Origin of the sequence: Streptomyces anatolicus, assembly GCF_019400875.1 — a bacterium.
Lineage (GTDB): Bacteria > Actinomycetota > Actinomycetes > Streptomycetales > Streptomycetaceae > Streptomyces > Streptomyces anatolicus.
Genome location: NZ_WMBF01000017.1, coordinates 1 through 16207 on the forward strand (window position 1 = coordinate 1; position 16207 = coordinate 16207).

Consider the following 16207-nt stretch of genomic DNA (forward strand, 5'->3'; position numbering starts at 1 on the left):
GATGAGGAGTACCTGGACGGGGGTACGGGAGCGCGTGCTCGCCCTGCGCGGAGCGCCGAACTGGAAGGCGGTGTTCGGCGCGGACTTCCACACGTACGGCCACCGTTTCGAGCTGCTTCCCGTGCTAACGGAAGAAGAAGTCGCGGCGGTCGAACGGCACCGTGGCGTGACCTTCCCCGCCGAGTACCGCACCTTCCTCCTGGAGGTCGGCGCGGGCGGGGCGGGCCCCGACTACGGCCTGTTCCCCATAAAGCCGGTCGAGCCGGACGCGCCGCCCGCGACCGACCACTCCGCACTCCTCTTCCGCCCCGAACGCACCGGCGAACTCGCCGCCCACCAGGAGGCGGAGCCCCGACGCGCGGACTACGGCGACACGGCGGCCGACGAGGAGCGGTTCTGCCGCGACCACCACGCCTGGGACACCCGAGAGGACGAACTCCTCGACGCCCTGAGCGAGGGCACGCTCTGCGTCAGCTCCCAGGGCTGCGGCTACTACACCCTGCTCGCCCTCACCGGCCCCGCACGCGGCACGATGTGGCACGACGCGAGGGCGGCCGCCGAAGGCCTGCTCCCGGTCCAGCTCATCGGAAAGCCCGGCCGCCTCACCTTCGCCCCCTGGTACCTCCACTGGCTGAACCGCGCGGAACGCCAGGCACACCAGCCGCCCGCGGACAGCGTTACTCCCCGCGCCGCCGGATCTTGTTCCCCAGCCACACCAGCGGATCGTACTTACGGTCAACGGCCCGCTCCTTCAGGGGAATCAGCGCGTTGTCCGTGATCTTGATGCCCTCGGGACACACCTCCGTACAGCACTTGGTGATGTTGCAGTACCCGAGCCCGTGCTCCTCCTGTGCCGCCCGCTTGCGGTCGAGGCCGGACTCCGCCGCCGCGTCCAGCGGATGCATGTCCAGCTCGGCGACCCGCATCAGGAAGCGCGGCCCGGCGAAGGCCCCCTTGTTCTCCTCGTGGTCGCGCACCACATGGCAGGTGTCCTGGCACAGGAAGCACTCGATGCACTTGCGGAACTCCTGCGAGCGGTCCACGTCCGCCTGCTGCATGCGGTACTCACCGGGCCCGACGCCCGAGGGCGGCACAAAGGCCGGGACCTCGCGCGCCTTGGTGTAGTTGAAGCCGACGTCCGTCACCAGGTCGCGCACGACGGGGAAGGCCCGCAGCGGCGTCACCGTGATGACCTCGTCGCGCTCGAAGACCGACATGCGCGTCATGCACATCAGCCGAGGCCGGCCGTTGATCTCCGCCGAGCACGAACCGCACTTGCCCGCCTTGCAGTTCCACCGCACCGCGAGGTCGGGCGCCTGCGTGGCCTGGAGGCGGTGGACGATGTCGAGCACGACCTCGCCCTCGTTCACCTCGACCTTGAAGTCCTCGAGGCCACCGCCGCCCGGATCCCCGCGCCAGACCTTGAACCGTGCGTCGTACGAACTCGCGCTCATTCGTACAGCTCCTCGTCAGCCAGGTACTTGACCAGCTCCTCCTTCTCGAAGAGGGCGAGCAGGTCCGGGCGAATGGGTTCGGTCGTCACCCGGACGAGGTCGATCTGACCGCGTACGGGATCGGTGGCCGCCAGGCCACCGCTGGGATCGGCCAGCTGACACAGGAGATTGGCGCGCCGCCACTCGCGGTTCATCCCCGGATGGTCCTCGCGGGTGTGGCCGCCACGGCTCTCCGTGCGCTCCAGGGCGGCCCGCGCCACACACTCGCTGACCAGGAGCATGTTGCGCAGGTCGAGCGCCAGGTGCCAGCCCGGGTTGAACTGGCGGTGCCCCTCGACCCCGGCCCGCCGCGCCCGCACCCGCAGCTCGGCGAGCTTCTCCAGGGCCCGCTCCATCTCGGCCTCCCGGCGGATGATGCCGACCAGGTCGTTCATGGTCTGCTGCAGTTCCTGGTGGAGGGTGTACGGATTCTCCGGCGTCGCCCCGTCCTTCGGCCCCTCCGCGCTGAACGGCCGCAGCGCCTCCGCCGCCGCCGTGTCCACCTGCGTCTCGTCCACCACGGGCCGCGCGGCGAGACCCGCCGCGTAGCGCGCCGCGTGCAGCCCCGCGCGGCGCCCGAAGACGAGCAGATCGGACAGGGAGTTGCCGCCGAGCCGGTTGGAGCCGTGCATGCCGCCCGCGACCTCGCCCGCGGCGTAGAGCCCCGTGACGCGGCGCGCGGCGGCGGTGTCGGAGTCGACGGCGATGCCGCCCATCACGTAGTGACAGGTGGGCCCGACCTCCATCGCCTCCGCCGTGATGTCGACGTCCGCCAGCTCCTTGAACTGGTGGTACATGGACGGCAGCCGGCGCTTGATGACCTCCGCGGGCATCCGGGTCGACACATCCAGGAACACCCCGCCGTGCGGTGAGCCGCGGCCCGCCTTGACCTCCGCGTTGATGGCGCGCGCGACCTCGTCACGGGGCAGCAGTTCGGGCGGGCGGCGGTTGTGGTCCGGGTCCTCGTACCAGCGGTCGCCCTCCTCCTCCGACTGCGCGTACTTCTCCTTGAAGACGTCGGGCACGTAGTCGAACATGAACCGCTTGCCCTCGGAGTTCCTGAGCACCCCGCCGTCGCCGCGCACGGACTCGGTGACGAGGATGCCCTTGACCGACGGCGGCCAGACCATGCCCGTCGGATGGAACTGCACGAACTCCATGTTGAGCAGGGGCGCCCCGGCGAGCAGCGCGAGCGCGTGCCCGTCACCGGTGTACTCCCAGGAGTTCGACGTCACCTTGAAGGACTTGCCGATGCCACCGGTCGCGAGGACCACACCGGGCGCTTCGAGCACGAAGAAGCGGCCCGACTCGCGGTCGTAGCAGAAGGTCCCGCTGACCCGGTCGCCGTCCTTCAGCACGCGCGTGACCGTGCACTCCTGGAAGACCTTCAGCCGTGCCTCGTAGTCCCCGAACTCGCGGAAGTCCTCCTGCTGAAGGGAGACGATCTTCTGCTGGAGGGTGCGGATCAATTCGAGGCCGGTGCGGTCGCCGACGTGCGCGAGGCGCGGATACTCGTGCCCGCCGAAGTTGCGCTGGGAGATCCGCCCGTCCGGCGTGCGGTCGAACAGGGCGCCCCAGGTCTCCAGCTCCCAGACCCGGTCGGGCGCCTCGCGCGCGTGCAGCTCGGCCATCCGCCACTGGTTGAGGAACTTGCCGCCGCGCAGGGTGTCGCGGAAGTGGACCTGCCAGTTGTCGCCGGAGTTCACATTGCCCATGGAGGCCGCGATGCCGCCCTCGGCCATCACCGTATGGGCCTTGCCGAACAGCGACTTGCAGATCACGGCCGTACGAGCGCCCTGCTCACGCGCCTCGATCGCGGCCCGCAGCCCCGCGCCACCCGCGCCCACCACGACGACGTCCCACTGCTGCCGCTCCACTTGAGACATCAGAACAACCTCGGATCGTCGAAGGCGCCGGACGCGATCAGGTACACGTAGAGGTCGGCGAGTGCCACGCTCACCAACGACGCCCACGCCAGCAGCATGTGGCGCGCGTTCAGCTTCCCGACCCACTGCCACATGCGGTAGCGGACCGGGTGCTTGGAGAAGTGCTTGAGCTTGCCTCCGACGATGTGCCGGCACGAGTGGCAGGAGAGCGTGTACGCCCAGATCAGCACGATGTTGACGAGGAAGACGAGGGTGCCCAGACCCATGTGGCCCCACTCGTAGTGCTCGTCGCGGAACGCGAGCACGGTGTCGTACGTGAGGATGCCCGCGACCGGCACCGCCGCGTAGAAGAAGTACCGGTGGATGTTCTGGAGGACCAGCGGGAAGCGGGTCTCGCCCGTGTACTTCTTGTGCGGCTCGGCCACCGCGCAGGCGGGCGGTGACGCCCAGAAGCCGCGGTAGTAGGCCTTGCGGTAGTAGTAGCAGGTCAGCCGGAAGCCGAGCGGGAAGATCAGGACGAGCAGCGCGGGGGACAGGCCCCACCAGCTGCCGAAGAGCTCCCAGTTGGGCCCGGACCGCATCGGCGCGCAGTTGTCGGCCAGGCACGGCGAGTAGAACGGCGAGACGTAGGGCGCCTGGTAGTAGTCCGCGTTCGCGAACGCCCGCCAGGTCGAGTAGACGACGAAGGCGAGCAGCCCGGCGGCGGTCGCCGCGGGCGCCAGCCACCAGCGGTCGGTCCGCAGGTGGGCGGCGGCGATCGCGGCGCGCGTGCCGTCGCGCACTCCGCCGCCGGGGGCCGTTCCGCTCTTCGGTTGGGGTTCCGTGCCGGTGGCCAACGAGGCTCCACTCCTTCGTCCTCGGGTACCTGGGGGGTCAGGGGGCGTGGCGGCCGCTTCCGCCGAGCCCCTCGTCGTCGAGGTCCCCGCCGCTCGTCCACAGCGCGCTGTCGTACGGCGTGTCGGGGATGGTCACGAGCTCCGGCCCGCGCGGCTCCTCGCGGGGCTTCGGCGGCAGGGCCGCGGCCCGCAGCAGGGCGACGCTCTCGCTCAGCCGGTCGGTGTCCGCGCGCACCCGGCGCACGTCGACGTCCGCCACCTGGTCGCCGGCCTGGCGCTCCAGCCTGCCGACGGTACGGACCAGGTCGTCGACGCAGCGCTGTACGGCCGCCAATTCATCGTGCAGAGCCATGACTTGCCCTCACTTCAGGTGTGCGGTGGCAACGCTCATGCGCCTGCGAGTGTCGCGCGTCACATCCCGGCTTGTGAAGGGATCTGCGCCGATTGCCGGATCAGGGGCGGTGAATGCGCCGGAACACGCGCCTATCGCGCCGATCTCGACCGTCGGCGACCGGTCCCGCCCACTCCCGTCCCTCCCGCGCGCCGGGCCACGCCGGGCGCACGCGCCCGTTGGGCCGCACGAGTGGGATCTGGGCGCTCCCACGCCGTGGCTCCGCGGCGCGCTCCGTCCGGTCACCTTCAGTGGGGCCATAGATGTGATCAGCTCCATATACCGCCAAACGTGATCAAACCCGGCCCGGTCCTGGTAGCGGGCGGCCGGGCGAGCCCCGGACCCCGGAGGTACCACCCATGTCCCACGACCGCGTCAGGGTCAGATCTGTCGTGTTCCTCGCGACGGGGGTGCTGGCCCTGCCCACCCTCGCCGGATGCAGCTCCAGCGACGAGGCGGGCCGGCCGACCGCGGGCCAGGACGTCGCCCCGGCGGCCCGGGACATGGTCGCCGACGGCGGGACCATGAACTGGGCGCTCGACGCGCTGCCCGAGACCCTCAACACCTTCCAGTCCGACGCCGACGCGGGCACCTCCCGCATCGCGGGCGCGGTCCTGCCGTCCCTGTTCCGCCTCGACGCCCAGGGCAGGACGGAGCGCAACGCCGACTTCCTGGAGTCGGCGAAGATCGTCGAGCGCGAGCCCAGACAGGTCGTCCTCTACAAGCTCAACCAGCAGGCGGTCTGGAGTGACGGCCGGGAGATCGGCGCCGACGACTTCGCCGCGCAGTGGCGGGCCCTGTCCGGCAAGGACACCGCGTACTGGACGGCGCGCAACGCCGGATACGACCGCATCGAGAAGATCGAACGCGGCGCGAACAACCTGGAGGTGCGCGTCACCTTCGCCAAGCCGTACGCGGACTGGCGCGCCCTGTTCTCCCCGCTCTACCCCAAGCAGGTCATGGGCAGCCCCGACACCTTCAACGATGGCGCGCGCCGCAAGCTGAAGGTGACCGCGGGGCCCTTCGCCCTGTCGGAGATCGACCGCAAGACGGGCGCGGTGACGCTGGGACGCAACCCGCGCTGGTGGGGGCGCCCGGCCAAGCTCGACAAGCTGGTGCTGCGCGAGGTGTCCCGCACCGCGCGCGCCGAGGCGCTGGCCAAGGGCAAGGTCGACCTCGCCGAGATCGACGCCACGGAGGCCGGCCGGATCACGCTCGCCAGTGGCGGCAAGGCGGACCAGGGCCAGTCGGCCCACGGCCCCGGCGCACAGCTCACCCCCGGCAAGGCGCTGCGCTCCTGGGCGATCGCCCACGGCTCCGACGAGGAGGCCGCGGCGGCCGAGACCGAGGCGCGGCAGGCGACGCGCACCGCCATCAAGAAGTACGCGAGCGAACAGGCGGGCCTGAGCGGTTACGTGGTCCGCAAGTCCCTGGAGCCCGCCTACACCCAGCTCGCCCTCAACGGCTCCGAAGGCCCCCTCGCGGACGACCGGGTGCGCCGCGCGGTGGCCCGCGCCCTGGACCGCGAGGCGCTCGCGGAGGCGGTGCTCAAGCCGCTCGGCCTGCCCGCGGAGCCGGTCGGCAGCCATCTCGCCCTCGCCGGGCAGCAGGCGTACGCGGACAACAGCGGGGCCCTCGGCGAGCAGGACACGGCCGAGGCGCGGGCGCTGCTCGCGGACGCCGGATGGACGCCGGGCGGGGCCCTGAAGGACAAGCTGAAGGAGAAGAAGCCGAAGACGGCGGGCGGCGAGGCCGAAGCGGACTCCGGCACCGGCACGGGTACCGGCTCCGACTCCGGCCAGGAATCCGGCGAGGGCAACGGCGACGGCACGTACATCGTCGGCGAGGAGGACGGCAAGGCCGCCGACAACAGCACCTCCGTGCTCGCCCCCGCGCCGGCCGCCGCCTACCAGCGGGCCGCCCTGACCCGCCAGGCTGACGTCCTCGGCCTCCCGGGCGAGGCCGACACCAGGACCGAGGCCAAGAAGAAGACGGACGCCAAGAAGGCCAACGCCAAGAAGGCCAACGCCAAAAAGAAGAACGCTAAGAAAAAGGACGCTAAGAAGAGCAGCGCCAAGAAGAGCAGCACAAAGAAGAAGACCGCCGAACAGAACAGCGCCGAACAGAGCAGCGCCGAGAAGAAGGACACCGCCGACCACACCGCCCGGGACCAGGCCAAGGGCGGCGCCCCCGGCGCGTACGCCCCGAAGGGAACCGCCGCGCCCGCCGCCGCCCCCGCCGGACCGCTCGGCAAGGACGGCAAGCCCCTGACCCTCCGCTTCGTGCTGCCCTCCGGCAACGGCTCGGAGCCGCTGCGGGCCGTCGCCGACCGGATCTCGCGGATGCTGGAGAGGATCGGCGTGCACACGGAGACGGCGAAGGTCTCCGACAGCAGCTACTTCAAGGACCACATCGCGTCCGGCCAGTACGACCTCGCCCTGTACTCGTGGCCCGCCTCCGCCTTCCCGGCCACCGACGCCCGCCCGATCTTCGCCAAGCCGGTCCCGGCCGCGGACGGCTCGCTGAACGTCGAGCAGAACTACACGCGCGTCGGCACCGACCACATCGACCAGCTGTTCGATCAGGCGATGGGCGAACTCGATGAAGAAACGTCACGCTCGCTGGTGAAGAAGGCCGACGCCCGCATCTGGGCCGAGGCCGGCTCCATCCCGCTCTACCAGCGCCCCCAGCTGGTGGCGGCCCGCCCGAACCTGGCCAACGCCGGAGCCTTCGGCTTCCAGGCCCCGCATTACGAGAACATCGGCTTCCTGAAGCCGGGCGTGAAGCCGTCCGGTTCCCCCTCCGCGAAGTGACACACATCTCGTCCGGAGAGTGACGTACGCCTCGTCCAGGAGTCGTACACCAGGTCTTCACGCGACCGACGCTCAGATTCCGCTCAACTCCCTTGCCCGTCGGCCACCCCGGCGGGCAAGGTCGTATCTACCCATTGACCTGCGGTTTCACCCCTGACGCCCCCAGCAAGCACGCGCGCTCACGGCTGCGCCGAAGCCCCCCGCGGAGGCCGCCTCCGCGCGGGCCACGTAGACTGGGGTAAGGCCGTGGCGTGTTGTCTGCCCGGCAGGGCCGCGTACCGGACCGTACGCGCCGCCGTCCACTCTTCCCGGGAGAAGCGCAGCTGTATGCCCACGCGCCACGACATTCGTAACGTCGCCATCGTCGCCCACGTCGACCACGGCAAGACGACCATCGTCGATGCCATGCTCAAGCAGGCCGGCGCCTTCGCCGCCCACGCCGCGGAGTCGCTCGACGACCGCATGATGGACTCGAACGACCTGGAGCGTGAGAAGGGCATCACGATCCTGGCCAAGAACACGGCCGTGAAGTACCACCCCAAGGATGGCGGCGACGTCATCACCATCAACATCATCGACACCCCCGGCCACGCCGACTTCGGTGGTGAGGTCGAGCGCGGCCTGTCGATGGTGGACGCGGTCGTCCTGCTCGTCGACGCCTCCGAGGGCCCGCTGCCGCAGACCCGCTTCGTGCTCCGCAAGGCCCTCCAGGCCCGGATGCCGGTCATCCTGTGCATCAACAAGACCGACCGCCCGGACTCCCGGATCGACGAGGTCGTCAACGAGACGTACGACCTCTTCCTCGACCTGGACGCCGACGAGGACCAGATCGAGTTCCCGATCGTCTACGCCTGTGGCCGTGACGGCATCGCCTCGCTGACCAAGCCGGAGGACGGCACCGTCCCGGCCGACAGCGACAGCCTGGAGCCGTTCTTCACCACGATCCTGGAGCACGTCCCCGCTCCGGAGTACGACGAGTCGGCCCCCCTCCAGGCCCACGTCACCAACCTGGACGCCGACAACTTCCTCGGCCGTATCGCGCTCTGCCGCGTCGAGCAGGGCGAGCTGCGCAAGGGTCAGACCGTCACGTGGATCAAGCGCGACGGCACCCAGCAGAACGTCCGCATCACCGAGCTGATGATGACCGAGGCGCTCACCCGCAAGCCCGCCGAGAAGGCCGGCCCGGGTGACATCTGCGCCATCGCCGGTATCTCGGACATCATGATCGGCGAGACCCTCGCCGACCCCGAGAACCCGATCGCGCTGCCGCTGATCACGGTCGACGAGCCCGCGATCTCCATGACCATCGGCACGAACACCTCGCCGCTGGTCGGCAAGGGCGGCAAGGGCCACAAGGTCACCGCCCGCCAGGTGAAGGACCGCCTGGACAAGGAGCTGATCGGTAACGTCTCGCTCCGCGTCCTGGACACCGAGCGCCCCGACGCCTGGGAGGTGCAGGGCCGCGGTGAGCTGGCGCTGGCCATCCTCGTCGAGACCATGCGCCGGGAAGGCTTCGAGCTGACCGTCGGCAAGCCCGAGGTGGTCACCAAGGAGATCAACGGCAAGGTCCACGAGCCGATCGAGCGCATGACGATCGACTCGCCCGAGGAACACCTCGGCGCCATCACGCAGCTGATGGCGACCCGCAAGGGCCGCATGGAGACCATGACGAACCACGGTTCGGGCTGGATCCGCATGGAATGGATCGTCCCGTCCCGCGGCCTCATCGGCTTCCGTACGGAGTTCCTGACCCAGACCCGCGGCACCGGCATCGCGCACTCCATCTTCGAGGGCCACGAGCCGTGGTTCGGCGAGCTGAAGACGCGTAACAACGGCTCCCTGGTCGCCGACCGCGCGGGCACGGTCACGCCGTTCGCGATGATCAACCTCCAGGAGCGCGGTGTCATCTTCACCGAGGCCGGCACCGAGGTGTACGAGGGCATGATCATCGGTGAGAACTCGCGCTCCGACGACATGGACGTGAACATCACCAAGGAGAAGAAGCTCACCAACATGCGCGCCGCCTCCGCGGACTCCACGGAGAACGTCGTGCCGCCGCGCAAGCTCTCCCTGGAGCAGTCCCTGGAGTTCTGCCGCGACGACGAGTGCATCGAGGTGACCCCGGAGACCGTGCGCATCCGCAAGGTCGTCCTGGACCAGAAGGAGCGCGGCCGCACCGCGTCGCGCGCCAAGCGCAACTGACGCGCCCGCGCCGCCGGTTGGTAAACCTCCGGTGGTGCGCCAGGTGCGCATGAGGCCGGTTTCCGCCCTCCCGCAAGGGAGTTGGGCGGAAGCCGGCCTCTCGCGTTTGTGCTGGCTGTACGGTGTGGCCACTGCCGTGTGAAGGCGTCCGCGGCAACTCCTTTTTCACAGCGAAGTGTCCGCTATGCGGACGTCGCTGACCGTTAGATGTAGAACCCGTCCGTTTCGCAACCATCTATCTAGGATCGGTTTGTCCGGATTTTGGAAGTTGTACGGACCAGGTGTGATTGAACCGAGACCAAAAGACTGTGGTCGACCGGTACCTCATGGCTAATAGTTGACCGCGTATAGCTCGGGTCAATGGGTCACGCGCTGTGGGGAGCGCCGACTCACGAGCACACTGGGGTACTCGATCTTCGCCGTCAGGGGTGTCGGCGCGATCACCTGTACCCCCTCTTGTAGTGAACAAGTGGACTCATGAGGAGGAACCCCATGCGTGGTGCCAAGAGCGCCAAGTGGGTCGCGATAGCCGGTGTTGTCGCGCTGACAGCCACCGCTTGTGGCGGCGGCGACAGTGACAACAAGGGCAGCGGAAAGGTCGACCCCAAGGGGATCGTCAGCTACGCCAACGGTGAGCCGCAGAACCCGCTGCAGCCGTCCAACACCATGGAGGCGTACGGCAGCGTCGTCATCGACTCGCTCTTCACGGGCCTGGTGCACTACGACAAGCAGGGCGACATCACCTACGAGAACGCCGAGTCGGTCACTCCCGACAAGGCGAACAAGGTGTGGACCGTCAAGCTGAAGCCGGGCTGGAAGTTCCACAACGGCGAGGCCGTCACCGCCAAGTCGTACGTGGACGCCTGGAACTGGGCCGCCGACCCCGCCAACGGCCAGCAGAACAGCTCCTGGTACCGCGACATCATCGGCTACGAGGACGTCCACCCGGCCAAGGGCAAGGCCAAGAAGAAGGCCATGTCCGGCCTGAAGGTCGTCGACGACAACACCTTCACCATCACGCTGAACCACGGCATCCCGTACTACGCCTACAAGCTGGTCTACGCGCCCTTCTACCCGATGCCCTCGGCAGCGCTGAAGGACCCGAAGAAGTACGGCGAGGCGCCGGTCGGCAACGGTCCCTACAAGTTCAAGAGCTGGGACCACAAGAAGTCGATCCAGGTCACCGCCTGGTCCGCCTACAAGGGCAACAACAAGCCCAAGAACGGCGGCATCAACTTCAAGGCGTACACCACGCCCCAGGCCGCCTACAACGACCTGCGGTCGAACAACGTCGACTCGATGCCGCAGATCCCGGACAGCGAACTCGCCAACTACAAGCAGGACTTCGGCGACCGCGCGATCACGTCCGACTACTCGGCGATCAACACGGTCAACCCCGCCTGGTACAGCAAGACGTTCAAGGACATCGACATCAAGGTCATCCAGGGCCTTTCGATGGCGATCGACCGCGACACCATCGTGAAGACCACGTTCTCGGGCACCCGTGAGCCGGCCACCGGCTGGGTCGCCAAGGGCGTGAAGGGTTACAAGGCCGGTGCCTGCGGTGAGTTCTGCGAGTTCAACCCGAAGAAGGCCAAGCAGTTCGTGAAGGACGGCGGCGGCGTCCCGGGCAACAAGATCTCCATCCAGTACAACGCCGACCAGCCCCACAAGGGCTGGGTCACGGCCGTCTGCAACGACATCCAGAAGAACACCGGCGTGAAGTGCGTCGGCGACCCGAAGACCGACTTCCAGGCCGACACCGAGGTGCGCGACAAGCGCCAGGTCAAGGCGATGTACCGGTCCGGCTGGGTGCTCGACTACCCGTTCAACGGCAACTTCCTCGCCGACCTCTACGGCACCGGTGTCGACGGCAACTGGGGCGAGTTCTCGGACAAGAAGTTCGACGCGCTCACCAAGAAGGCCGACACCGCCAAGACGATCGAAGAGTCCGCGGAGCTGTACCAGAAGGCCGAGCAGCAGCTCAAGACGTCCTTCCCGGGCATCCCGCTCTGGTACAACAAGGTCACCTCCGGCTACTCGACGAACGTGAAGAACATGGAGTTCGACCAGGCCGGTGACCCCGTCCTGACGGACGTCGAGGTCTTCGAGAAGTAGGCGCCCGGAGTTCCGTCCCCGATGCGGCACCCGGATACCCCGGGTGCCGCATCGGGCGGCTCCGCAATGGACGGAGGCACAATGGGGCGCTATGTCGCGCGGCGACTGCTCCAGATGATCCCGGTATTCATCGGGACGACACTGCTGATCTTCATCATGGTCAACGTCCTCCCCGGCGATCCCGTACGGGCGCTGTGGGGCGACAAGCCGCCGGACCCCGCGCAGGTCGCGCAGATCCGGCACGACCGCGGTCTTGATCTGCCGCTCTGGCAGCAGTATCTGCACTACATGGGTGGGCTGCTGCAAGGGGACTTCGGCAACACCATCGCCGGCAACCGGCCGGTGCTCGACGAGATCACCCAGGCTTTCCCGGTCTCGATGCGACTGGCCTCCATGGCCTGGACGTTCGAGCTGATCGTCGGCATCTCGCTCGGTGTCCTCGCGGGCATCCGGCGCGGACGGCTCGTCGACAACACGGTCACCCTCTTCACGCTCCTGGTGATCTCCGTCCCGATCTTCGTGGTCGGCCTGCTCTGCCAGCTCTTCTTCGGCAACGAACTGGGGTGGATCACACCCACGGTCCAGGACTCCGAGGACATGGGCCAGCTGCTCGTACCCGCCCTCGTGCTCGGCATGGTCGGCCTCGCCTACGTGGCCCGCCTCACCCGCACCTCCATCGCGGAGAACCGGCAGGCGGACTACATGCGCACCGCCGTCGCCAAGGGCCTGCCGCGCCAGCGGATCGTCACCCGGCACCTGCTGCGCAACTCGCTGATCCCCGTGGTCACCTACCTCGGCACCGACGTCGGCACCCTGATGGGCGGCGCGGTCATCACCGAGGGCATCTTCAACGTGACGGGCGTCGGCAACCTGCTCTTCCAGGCGCTGGCCCGCCGTGAGGGCGCGGTCATCGTCGGTGTGGTCACCGTCCTGGTGCTCGTGTACCTCGCAGCCAGCCTGATCGTCGACCTGCTTTACGCGGTCCTGGACCCGAGGATCCGTTATGCCTGACCTCACCAAGACCTCCACCACGGACGAGACGGCAGCGGCGCAGGACGAGGTCGTCGCCGGATCCGCGGTCTCGGCCCACGCCGCGACGGGCAAGCCCCGCAGCCTCTGGGGCGACGCCTGGCGCGAACTGCGGCGCAACCCGCTCTTCGTGATCTCCTCGGTCCTGATCCTGATCCTGCTCCTGGTGGCGGCCTTCCCCGGCCTGTTCACCGGCGCGGACCCGGGCACCGGCGACCAGGCCAAGCACTTCCTCGGCAAGCCGGAGCTGAGCCACGTCTTCCAGGCGGACTGGTTCGGGTACGACAGGACGGGCCGCAGCATCTACTCCCGTGTCGTGCACGGCGCGCGCAACTCCATCCTCGTGGGCCTCGGCGTGACCCTGCTCGTCACCCTCTTCGGCGGCCTGTGCGGCATGCTGGCCGGCTACTTCGGCGGCTTCTGGGACAGCGTGATCTCGCGGCTGATCGACGTGTTCTTCGGCATCCCCTTCCTGCTCGGCGCGATGGTCGTCCTGAACGCCTTCACCGACCGCACGGTCTGGGTCGTCATGGGCGCGCTGGCCTTCCTCGGCTGGACGCAGATCGCCCGCGTGATGCGCGGCGCGGTCATCACCACCAAGCACGCCGACTATGTGATGGCGGCGCGTGCGCTCGGCGCCGGGACGAAGCGGATCCTCTTCCGCCACATCCTGCCGAACGCGGTCGCTCCGGTGATCGTCGTGGCGACCATCTCGCTCGGCACGTACATCGTCGCCGAGTCCACCCTGTCGTACCTGGGCCTCGGCCTCGCCGACGACGCCATCTCATGGGGCGGCGACATCTCCACCGCGACGCAGGACATCCGCAACAACCCGCACACGCTGTTCTTCCCGGCAGGAATGCTGAGCATCACGGTGTTGGCGTTCATCATGATGGGTGACGCCGTACGCGAAGCCCTCGACCCGAAGCTGCGATGAGGGAGGCGTACGTGACCAGCATCGACATCAAGGAAGACTCGATTCCCGCCCCCCGCTCGCGCGAGGAGAAGAGCGGCAGGCTCCTGGACGTGAAGGACCTGCACGTCGAGTTCCACACCCGGGACGGTGTGGTCAAGGCGGTGAACGGCGTCAACTACAGCGTGGACGCGGGCGAGACGCTCGCCGTCCTCGGTGAGTCCGGCTCCGGCAAGTCCGTGACCGCGCAGGCCATCATGGGCATCCTCGACATGCCGCCCGGGAAGATCCCGCAGGGCGAGATCCTCTTCCGCGGCCAGGACATGCTGAAGATGTCCAACGAGGAGCGCAGGAAGGTCCGCGGCCGCAAGATCGCGATGATCTTCCAGGACGCGCTCTCGTCCCTCAACCCCGTGCTCTCGGTGGGCTACCAGCTCGGCGAGATGTTCCGGGTGCACGAGGGGATGGGCCGCAAGGAGGCCAAGGCCAAGGCCATCGAGCTGATGGACAGGGTCAAGATCCCGGCCGCCAGGGAGCGGGTGAACGACTACCCGCACCAGTTCTCCGGCGGTATGCGCCAGCGCATCATGATCGCGATGGCGCTCGCCCTGGAGCCCGACCTGATCATCGCGGACGAGCCCACCACGGCGCTCGACGTGACGGTCCAGGCGCAGGTCATGGATCTGCTCGCGGAGCTCCAGCGCGAGTACCACATGGGCCTGATCCTGATCACCCACGACCTCGGTGTGGTCGCCGACGTCGCGGACAAGATCGCGGTCATGTACGCGGGCCGCATCGTCGAGACGGCACCGGTCCACGAGCTGTACAAGCGCCCCGCGCACCCGTACACGCGTGGCCTGCTCGACTCGATCCCGCGGCTCGACCAGAAGGGCCACGAGCTGTACGCGATCAAGGGGTTGCCGCCCAACCTGCTGAAGATCCCGTCCGGTTGTGCCTTCAACCCGCGCTGCCCCAAGGCGCAGGACGTCTGCCGCACGGAGGTCCCGGCCCTGGTGCCGGTCACCGAGCGGGACGGCGCGCTGCTGCCGGGCCGCGGCAGCGCGTGCCACTTCTGGAAGGAGACGATCCATGGCTGAGCCGACGAAGGCTTCAAAGCCCTCCGCCTCGAAGCCCTCCGCCTCGAAGCCCTCCGGGACGGACGAGCCGGTGATCATCACCCCGAACGTCTCCGAGGTGGAGGCGGTCGAGGCCGCGACCGCCGAGGAGGCCGTGGCGGCGATCGAGGCCCCGGTCGAGCGCGGCGAGCCGATCCTCCAGGTCCGCAACCTGGTCAAGCACTTCCCGCTCACGCAGGGAATCCTGATCAAGAAGCAGGTCGGCGCGGTCAAGGCGGTCGACGGCATCTCCTTCGACCTGTACCAGGGCGAGACGCTGGGCATCGTGGGTGAGTCCGGCTGCGGCAAGTCCACGGTCGCCAAGCTCCTGATGACCCTGGAGCGGGCCACGGCCGGCGAGGTCTTCTACAAGGGCCAGGACATCACCAAGCTGTCCGGGCGCGCGCTGAAGGCGGTCCGCCGCAACATCCAGATGGTGTTCCAGGACCCGTACACCTCCCTGAACCCCCGTATGACGGTGGGCGACATCATCGGGGAGCCCTACGAGATCCACCCCGAGGTGGCCCCGAAGGGTTCGCGGCGCCGGAAGGTCCAGGACCTCCTGGACGTGGTCGGGCTCAACCCCGAGTACATCAACCGCTACCCGCACCAGTTCTCGGGCGGCCAGCGCCAGCGCATCGGCATCGCGCGCGGTCTGGCGCTGAACCCCGAGATCATCATCTGCGACGAGCCGGTCTCGGCGCTGGACGTCTCCGTCCAGGCGCAGGTCATCAACCTGATGGAGAAGCTCCAGGACGAGTTCAACCTCTCCTACCTCTTCATCGCGCACGACCTGTCGATCGTCCGGCACATCTCGGACCGCGTGGGCGTGATGTACCTCGGCAAGATGGCGGAGATCGGCTCCGACGAGCAGATCTACGACCACCCGACGCACCCCTACACCCAGGCGCTGCTCTCCGCGGTCCCCGTCCCGGACCCGGCCGCCCGCGAGGGCCGCGAGCGCATCATCCTCACCGGAGACGTCCCGTCCCCGGCGAACCCGCCCTCCGGCTGCCGCTTCCGCACGCGCTGCTGGAAGGCGGAGGACAAGTGCGCGAAGGAAACCCCGCTCCTGGCGATCCCGGAACGCTTCATAGGCCAGGACACCCCGGCGGCCCACGAGTCGGCGTGCCACTTCGCGGAGGAGAAGGACGTCGTGCACGCGGCGTAACACCCTCCCCGGCTCCGGCCGTACGCACGTGAAGGCGCCCCCTGCCGATGTGGCGGGGGGCGCCTTCACGTGTAACAACCCGCGGTCGTCGGGCGTGTACCAGTCAGAAGCGGGCGACAGCGCGCGTGACTGCAGGGCGGACAGGGGGATGGGCGACACGGCCGGAGGGCTCCGCCGGCACAGCGGAGTTCGAAGCCTTCTACGCCGGCACCGCCAAGCGCCTGGTCGCCACGGTCCATG

Annotated in this window: 12 protein-coding genes; 8 read left to right on the forward strand and 4 right to left on the reverse strand. The window is 68.6% G+C overall.

What is annotated here, in order from left to right:
- Positions 1-778 (forward strand): SMI1/KNR4 family protein (locus tag GKQ77_RS03660; protein ID WP_219687214.1); only part of this gene is annotated, 778 nt, incomplete at its 5' end.
- Here the strand turns inward: GKQ77_RS03660 and GKQ77_RS03665 are convergent.
- Genes GKQ77_RS03665 through GKQ77_RS03680 form a run of 4 tightly spaced genes read right to left on the reverse strand, consistent with a single transcriptional unit; the run spans position 678 to position 4567 of the window.
- Positions 678-1454, reverse strand: a complete 777-nt coding sequence (locus tag GKQ77_RS03665) for a succinate dehydrogenase/fumarate reductase iron-sulfur subunit (RefSeq protein WP_219687215.1) — start codon at positions 1452-1454, stop codon at positions 678-680. The genes GKQ77_RS03660 and GKQ77_RS03665 overlap by 101 nt on opposite strands.
- Complete coding sequence (locus GKQ77_RS03670) at positions 1451-3379, reverse strand: fumarate reductase/succinate dehydrogenase flavoprotein subunit (protein ID WP_219687216.1); 1929 nt, start codon at positions 3377-3379, stop codon at positions 1451-1453. Before GKQ77_RS03670 ends, GKQ77_RS03665 begins: the two co-directional genes overlap by 4 nt.
- Complete coding sequence (gene sdhC / locus GKQ77_RS03675; protein WP_219687217.1) at positions 3379-4215, reverse strand: succinate dehydrogenase subunit SdhC; 837 nt, start codon at positions 4213-4215, stop codon at positions 3379-3381. Before sdhC ends, GKQ77_RS03670 begins: the two co-directional genes overlap by 1 nt.
- A gap of 37 nt (positions 4216-4252) precedes the next feature.
- Positions 4253-4567, reverse strand: a complete 315-nt coding sequence (locus GKQ77_RS03680) for an Rv0250c family protein (protein WP_219687218.1) — start codon at positions 4565-4567, stop codon at positions 4253-4255.
- Between the two features lie 398 nt (positions 4568-4965).
- On the opposite strand from GKQ77_RS03680, the gene GKQ77_RS03685 reads away from it, so the two are divergent.
- The 7 genes from GKQ77_RS03685 to GKQ77_RS03715 all read left to right on the forward strand — a co-directional run bounded on the left by GKQ77_RS03685 (position 4966) and on the right by GKQ77_RS03715 (position 15967).
- Positions 4966-7419, forward strand: a complete 2454-nt coding sequence (locus tag GKQ77_RS03685) for an ABC transporter family substrate-binding protein (RefSeq protein WP_219687219.1) — start codon at positions 4966-4968, stop codon at positions 7417-7419.
- A gap of 327 nt (positions 7420-7746) precedes the next feature.
- The gene (gene typA, locus GKQ77_RS03690) at positions 7747-9621 is read left to right on the forward strand and encodes a translational GTPase TypA (protein ID WP_125514907.1); all 1875 of its coding nucleotides are present in this window, start codon (positions 7747-7749) and stop codon (positions 9619-9621) included.
- Between the two features lie 492 nt (positions 9622-10113).
- Positions 10114-11739 (forward strand): peptide ABC transporter substrate-binding protein, encoded by a 1626-nt coding sequence (locus tag GKQ77_RS03695; RefSeq protein ID WP_219687220.1) that lies wholly within the window; start codon positions 10114-10116, stop codon positions 11737-11739.
- 81 nt (positions 11740-11820) lie between these two features.
- Entirely contained in the window at positions 11821-12750 is a 930-nt protein-coding gene (locus GKQ77_RS03700) for an ABC transporter permease (RefSeq protein WP_219687221.1), read from the forward strand.
- Positions 12743-13705 carry an ABC transporter permease gene (locus GKQ77_RS03705; RefSeq protein ID WP_219687222.1) on the forward strand — a complete coding sequence of 321 codons (963 nt, stop codon included), beginning with the start codon at positions 12743-12745 and terminating at the stop codon, positions 13703-13705. Before GKQ77_RS03700 ends, GKQ77_RS03705 begins: the two co-directional genes overlap by 8 nt.
- A gap of 11 nt (positions 13706-13716) precedes the next feature.
- Positions 13717-14778: an ABC transporter ATP-binding protein gene (locus GKQ77_RS03710; protein WP_219687225.1), complete on the forward strand. Its 1062-nt coding sequence runs from the start codon at positions 13717-13719 to the stop codon at positions 14776-14778.
- Positions 14771-15967: an ABC transporter ATP-binding protein gene (locus tag GKQ77_RS03715; protein ID WP_258020793.1), complete on the forward strand. Its 1197-nt coding sequence runs from the start codon at positions 14771-14773 to the stop codon at positions 15965-15967. The genes GKQ77_RS03710 and GKQ77_RS03715 overlap by 8 nt, the downstream gene beginning before the upstream one ends.
- Positions 15968-16207: the final 240 nt, after the last annotated feature.

Bases quoted from the DNA above. Each gene is read 5' to 3' on its own strand.
- GKQ77_RS03665 (WP_219687215.1), bottom strand. From the start codon at position 1,454: ATGAGCGCGAGTTCGTACGACGCACGGTTCAAGGTCTGGCGCGGGGAT.
- GKQ77_RS03670 (WP_219687216.1), bottom strand. From the start codon at position 3,379: ATGTCTCAAGTGGAGCGGCAGCAGTGGGACGTCGTCGTGGTGGGCGCG.
- GKQ77_RS03680 (WP_219687218.1), bottom strand. From the start codon at position 4,567: ATGGCTCTGCACGATGAATTGGCGGCCGTACAGCGCTGCGTCGACGAC.
- GKQ77_RS03685 (WP_219687219.1), top strand. From the start codon at position 4,966: ATGTCCCACGACCGCGTCAGGGTCAGATCTGTCGTGTTCCTCGCGACG.
- typA (WP_125514907.1), top strand. From the start codon at position 7,747: ATGCCCACGCGCCACGACATTCGTAACGTCGCCATCGTCGCCCACGTC.
- GKQ77_RS03695 (WP_219687220.1), top strand. From the start codon at position 10,114: ATGCGTGGTGCCAAGAGCGCCAAGTGGGTCGCGATAGCCGGTGTTGTC.
- GKQ77_RS03700 (WP_219687221.1), top strand. From the start codon at position 11,821: ATGGGGCGCTATGTCGCGCGGCGACTGCTCCAGATGATCCCGGTATTC.
- GKQ77_RS03705 (WP_219687222.1), top strand. From the start codon at position 12,743: ATGCCTGACCTCACCAAGACCTCCACCACGGACGAGACGGCAGCGGCG.
- GKQ77_RS03715 (WP_258020793.1), top strand. From the start codon at position 14,771: ATGGCTGAGCCGACGAAGGCTTCAAAGCCCTCCGCCTCGAAGCCCTCC.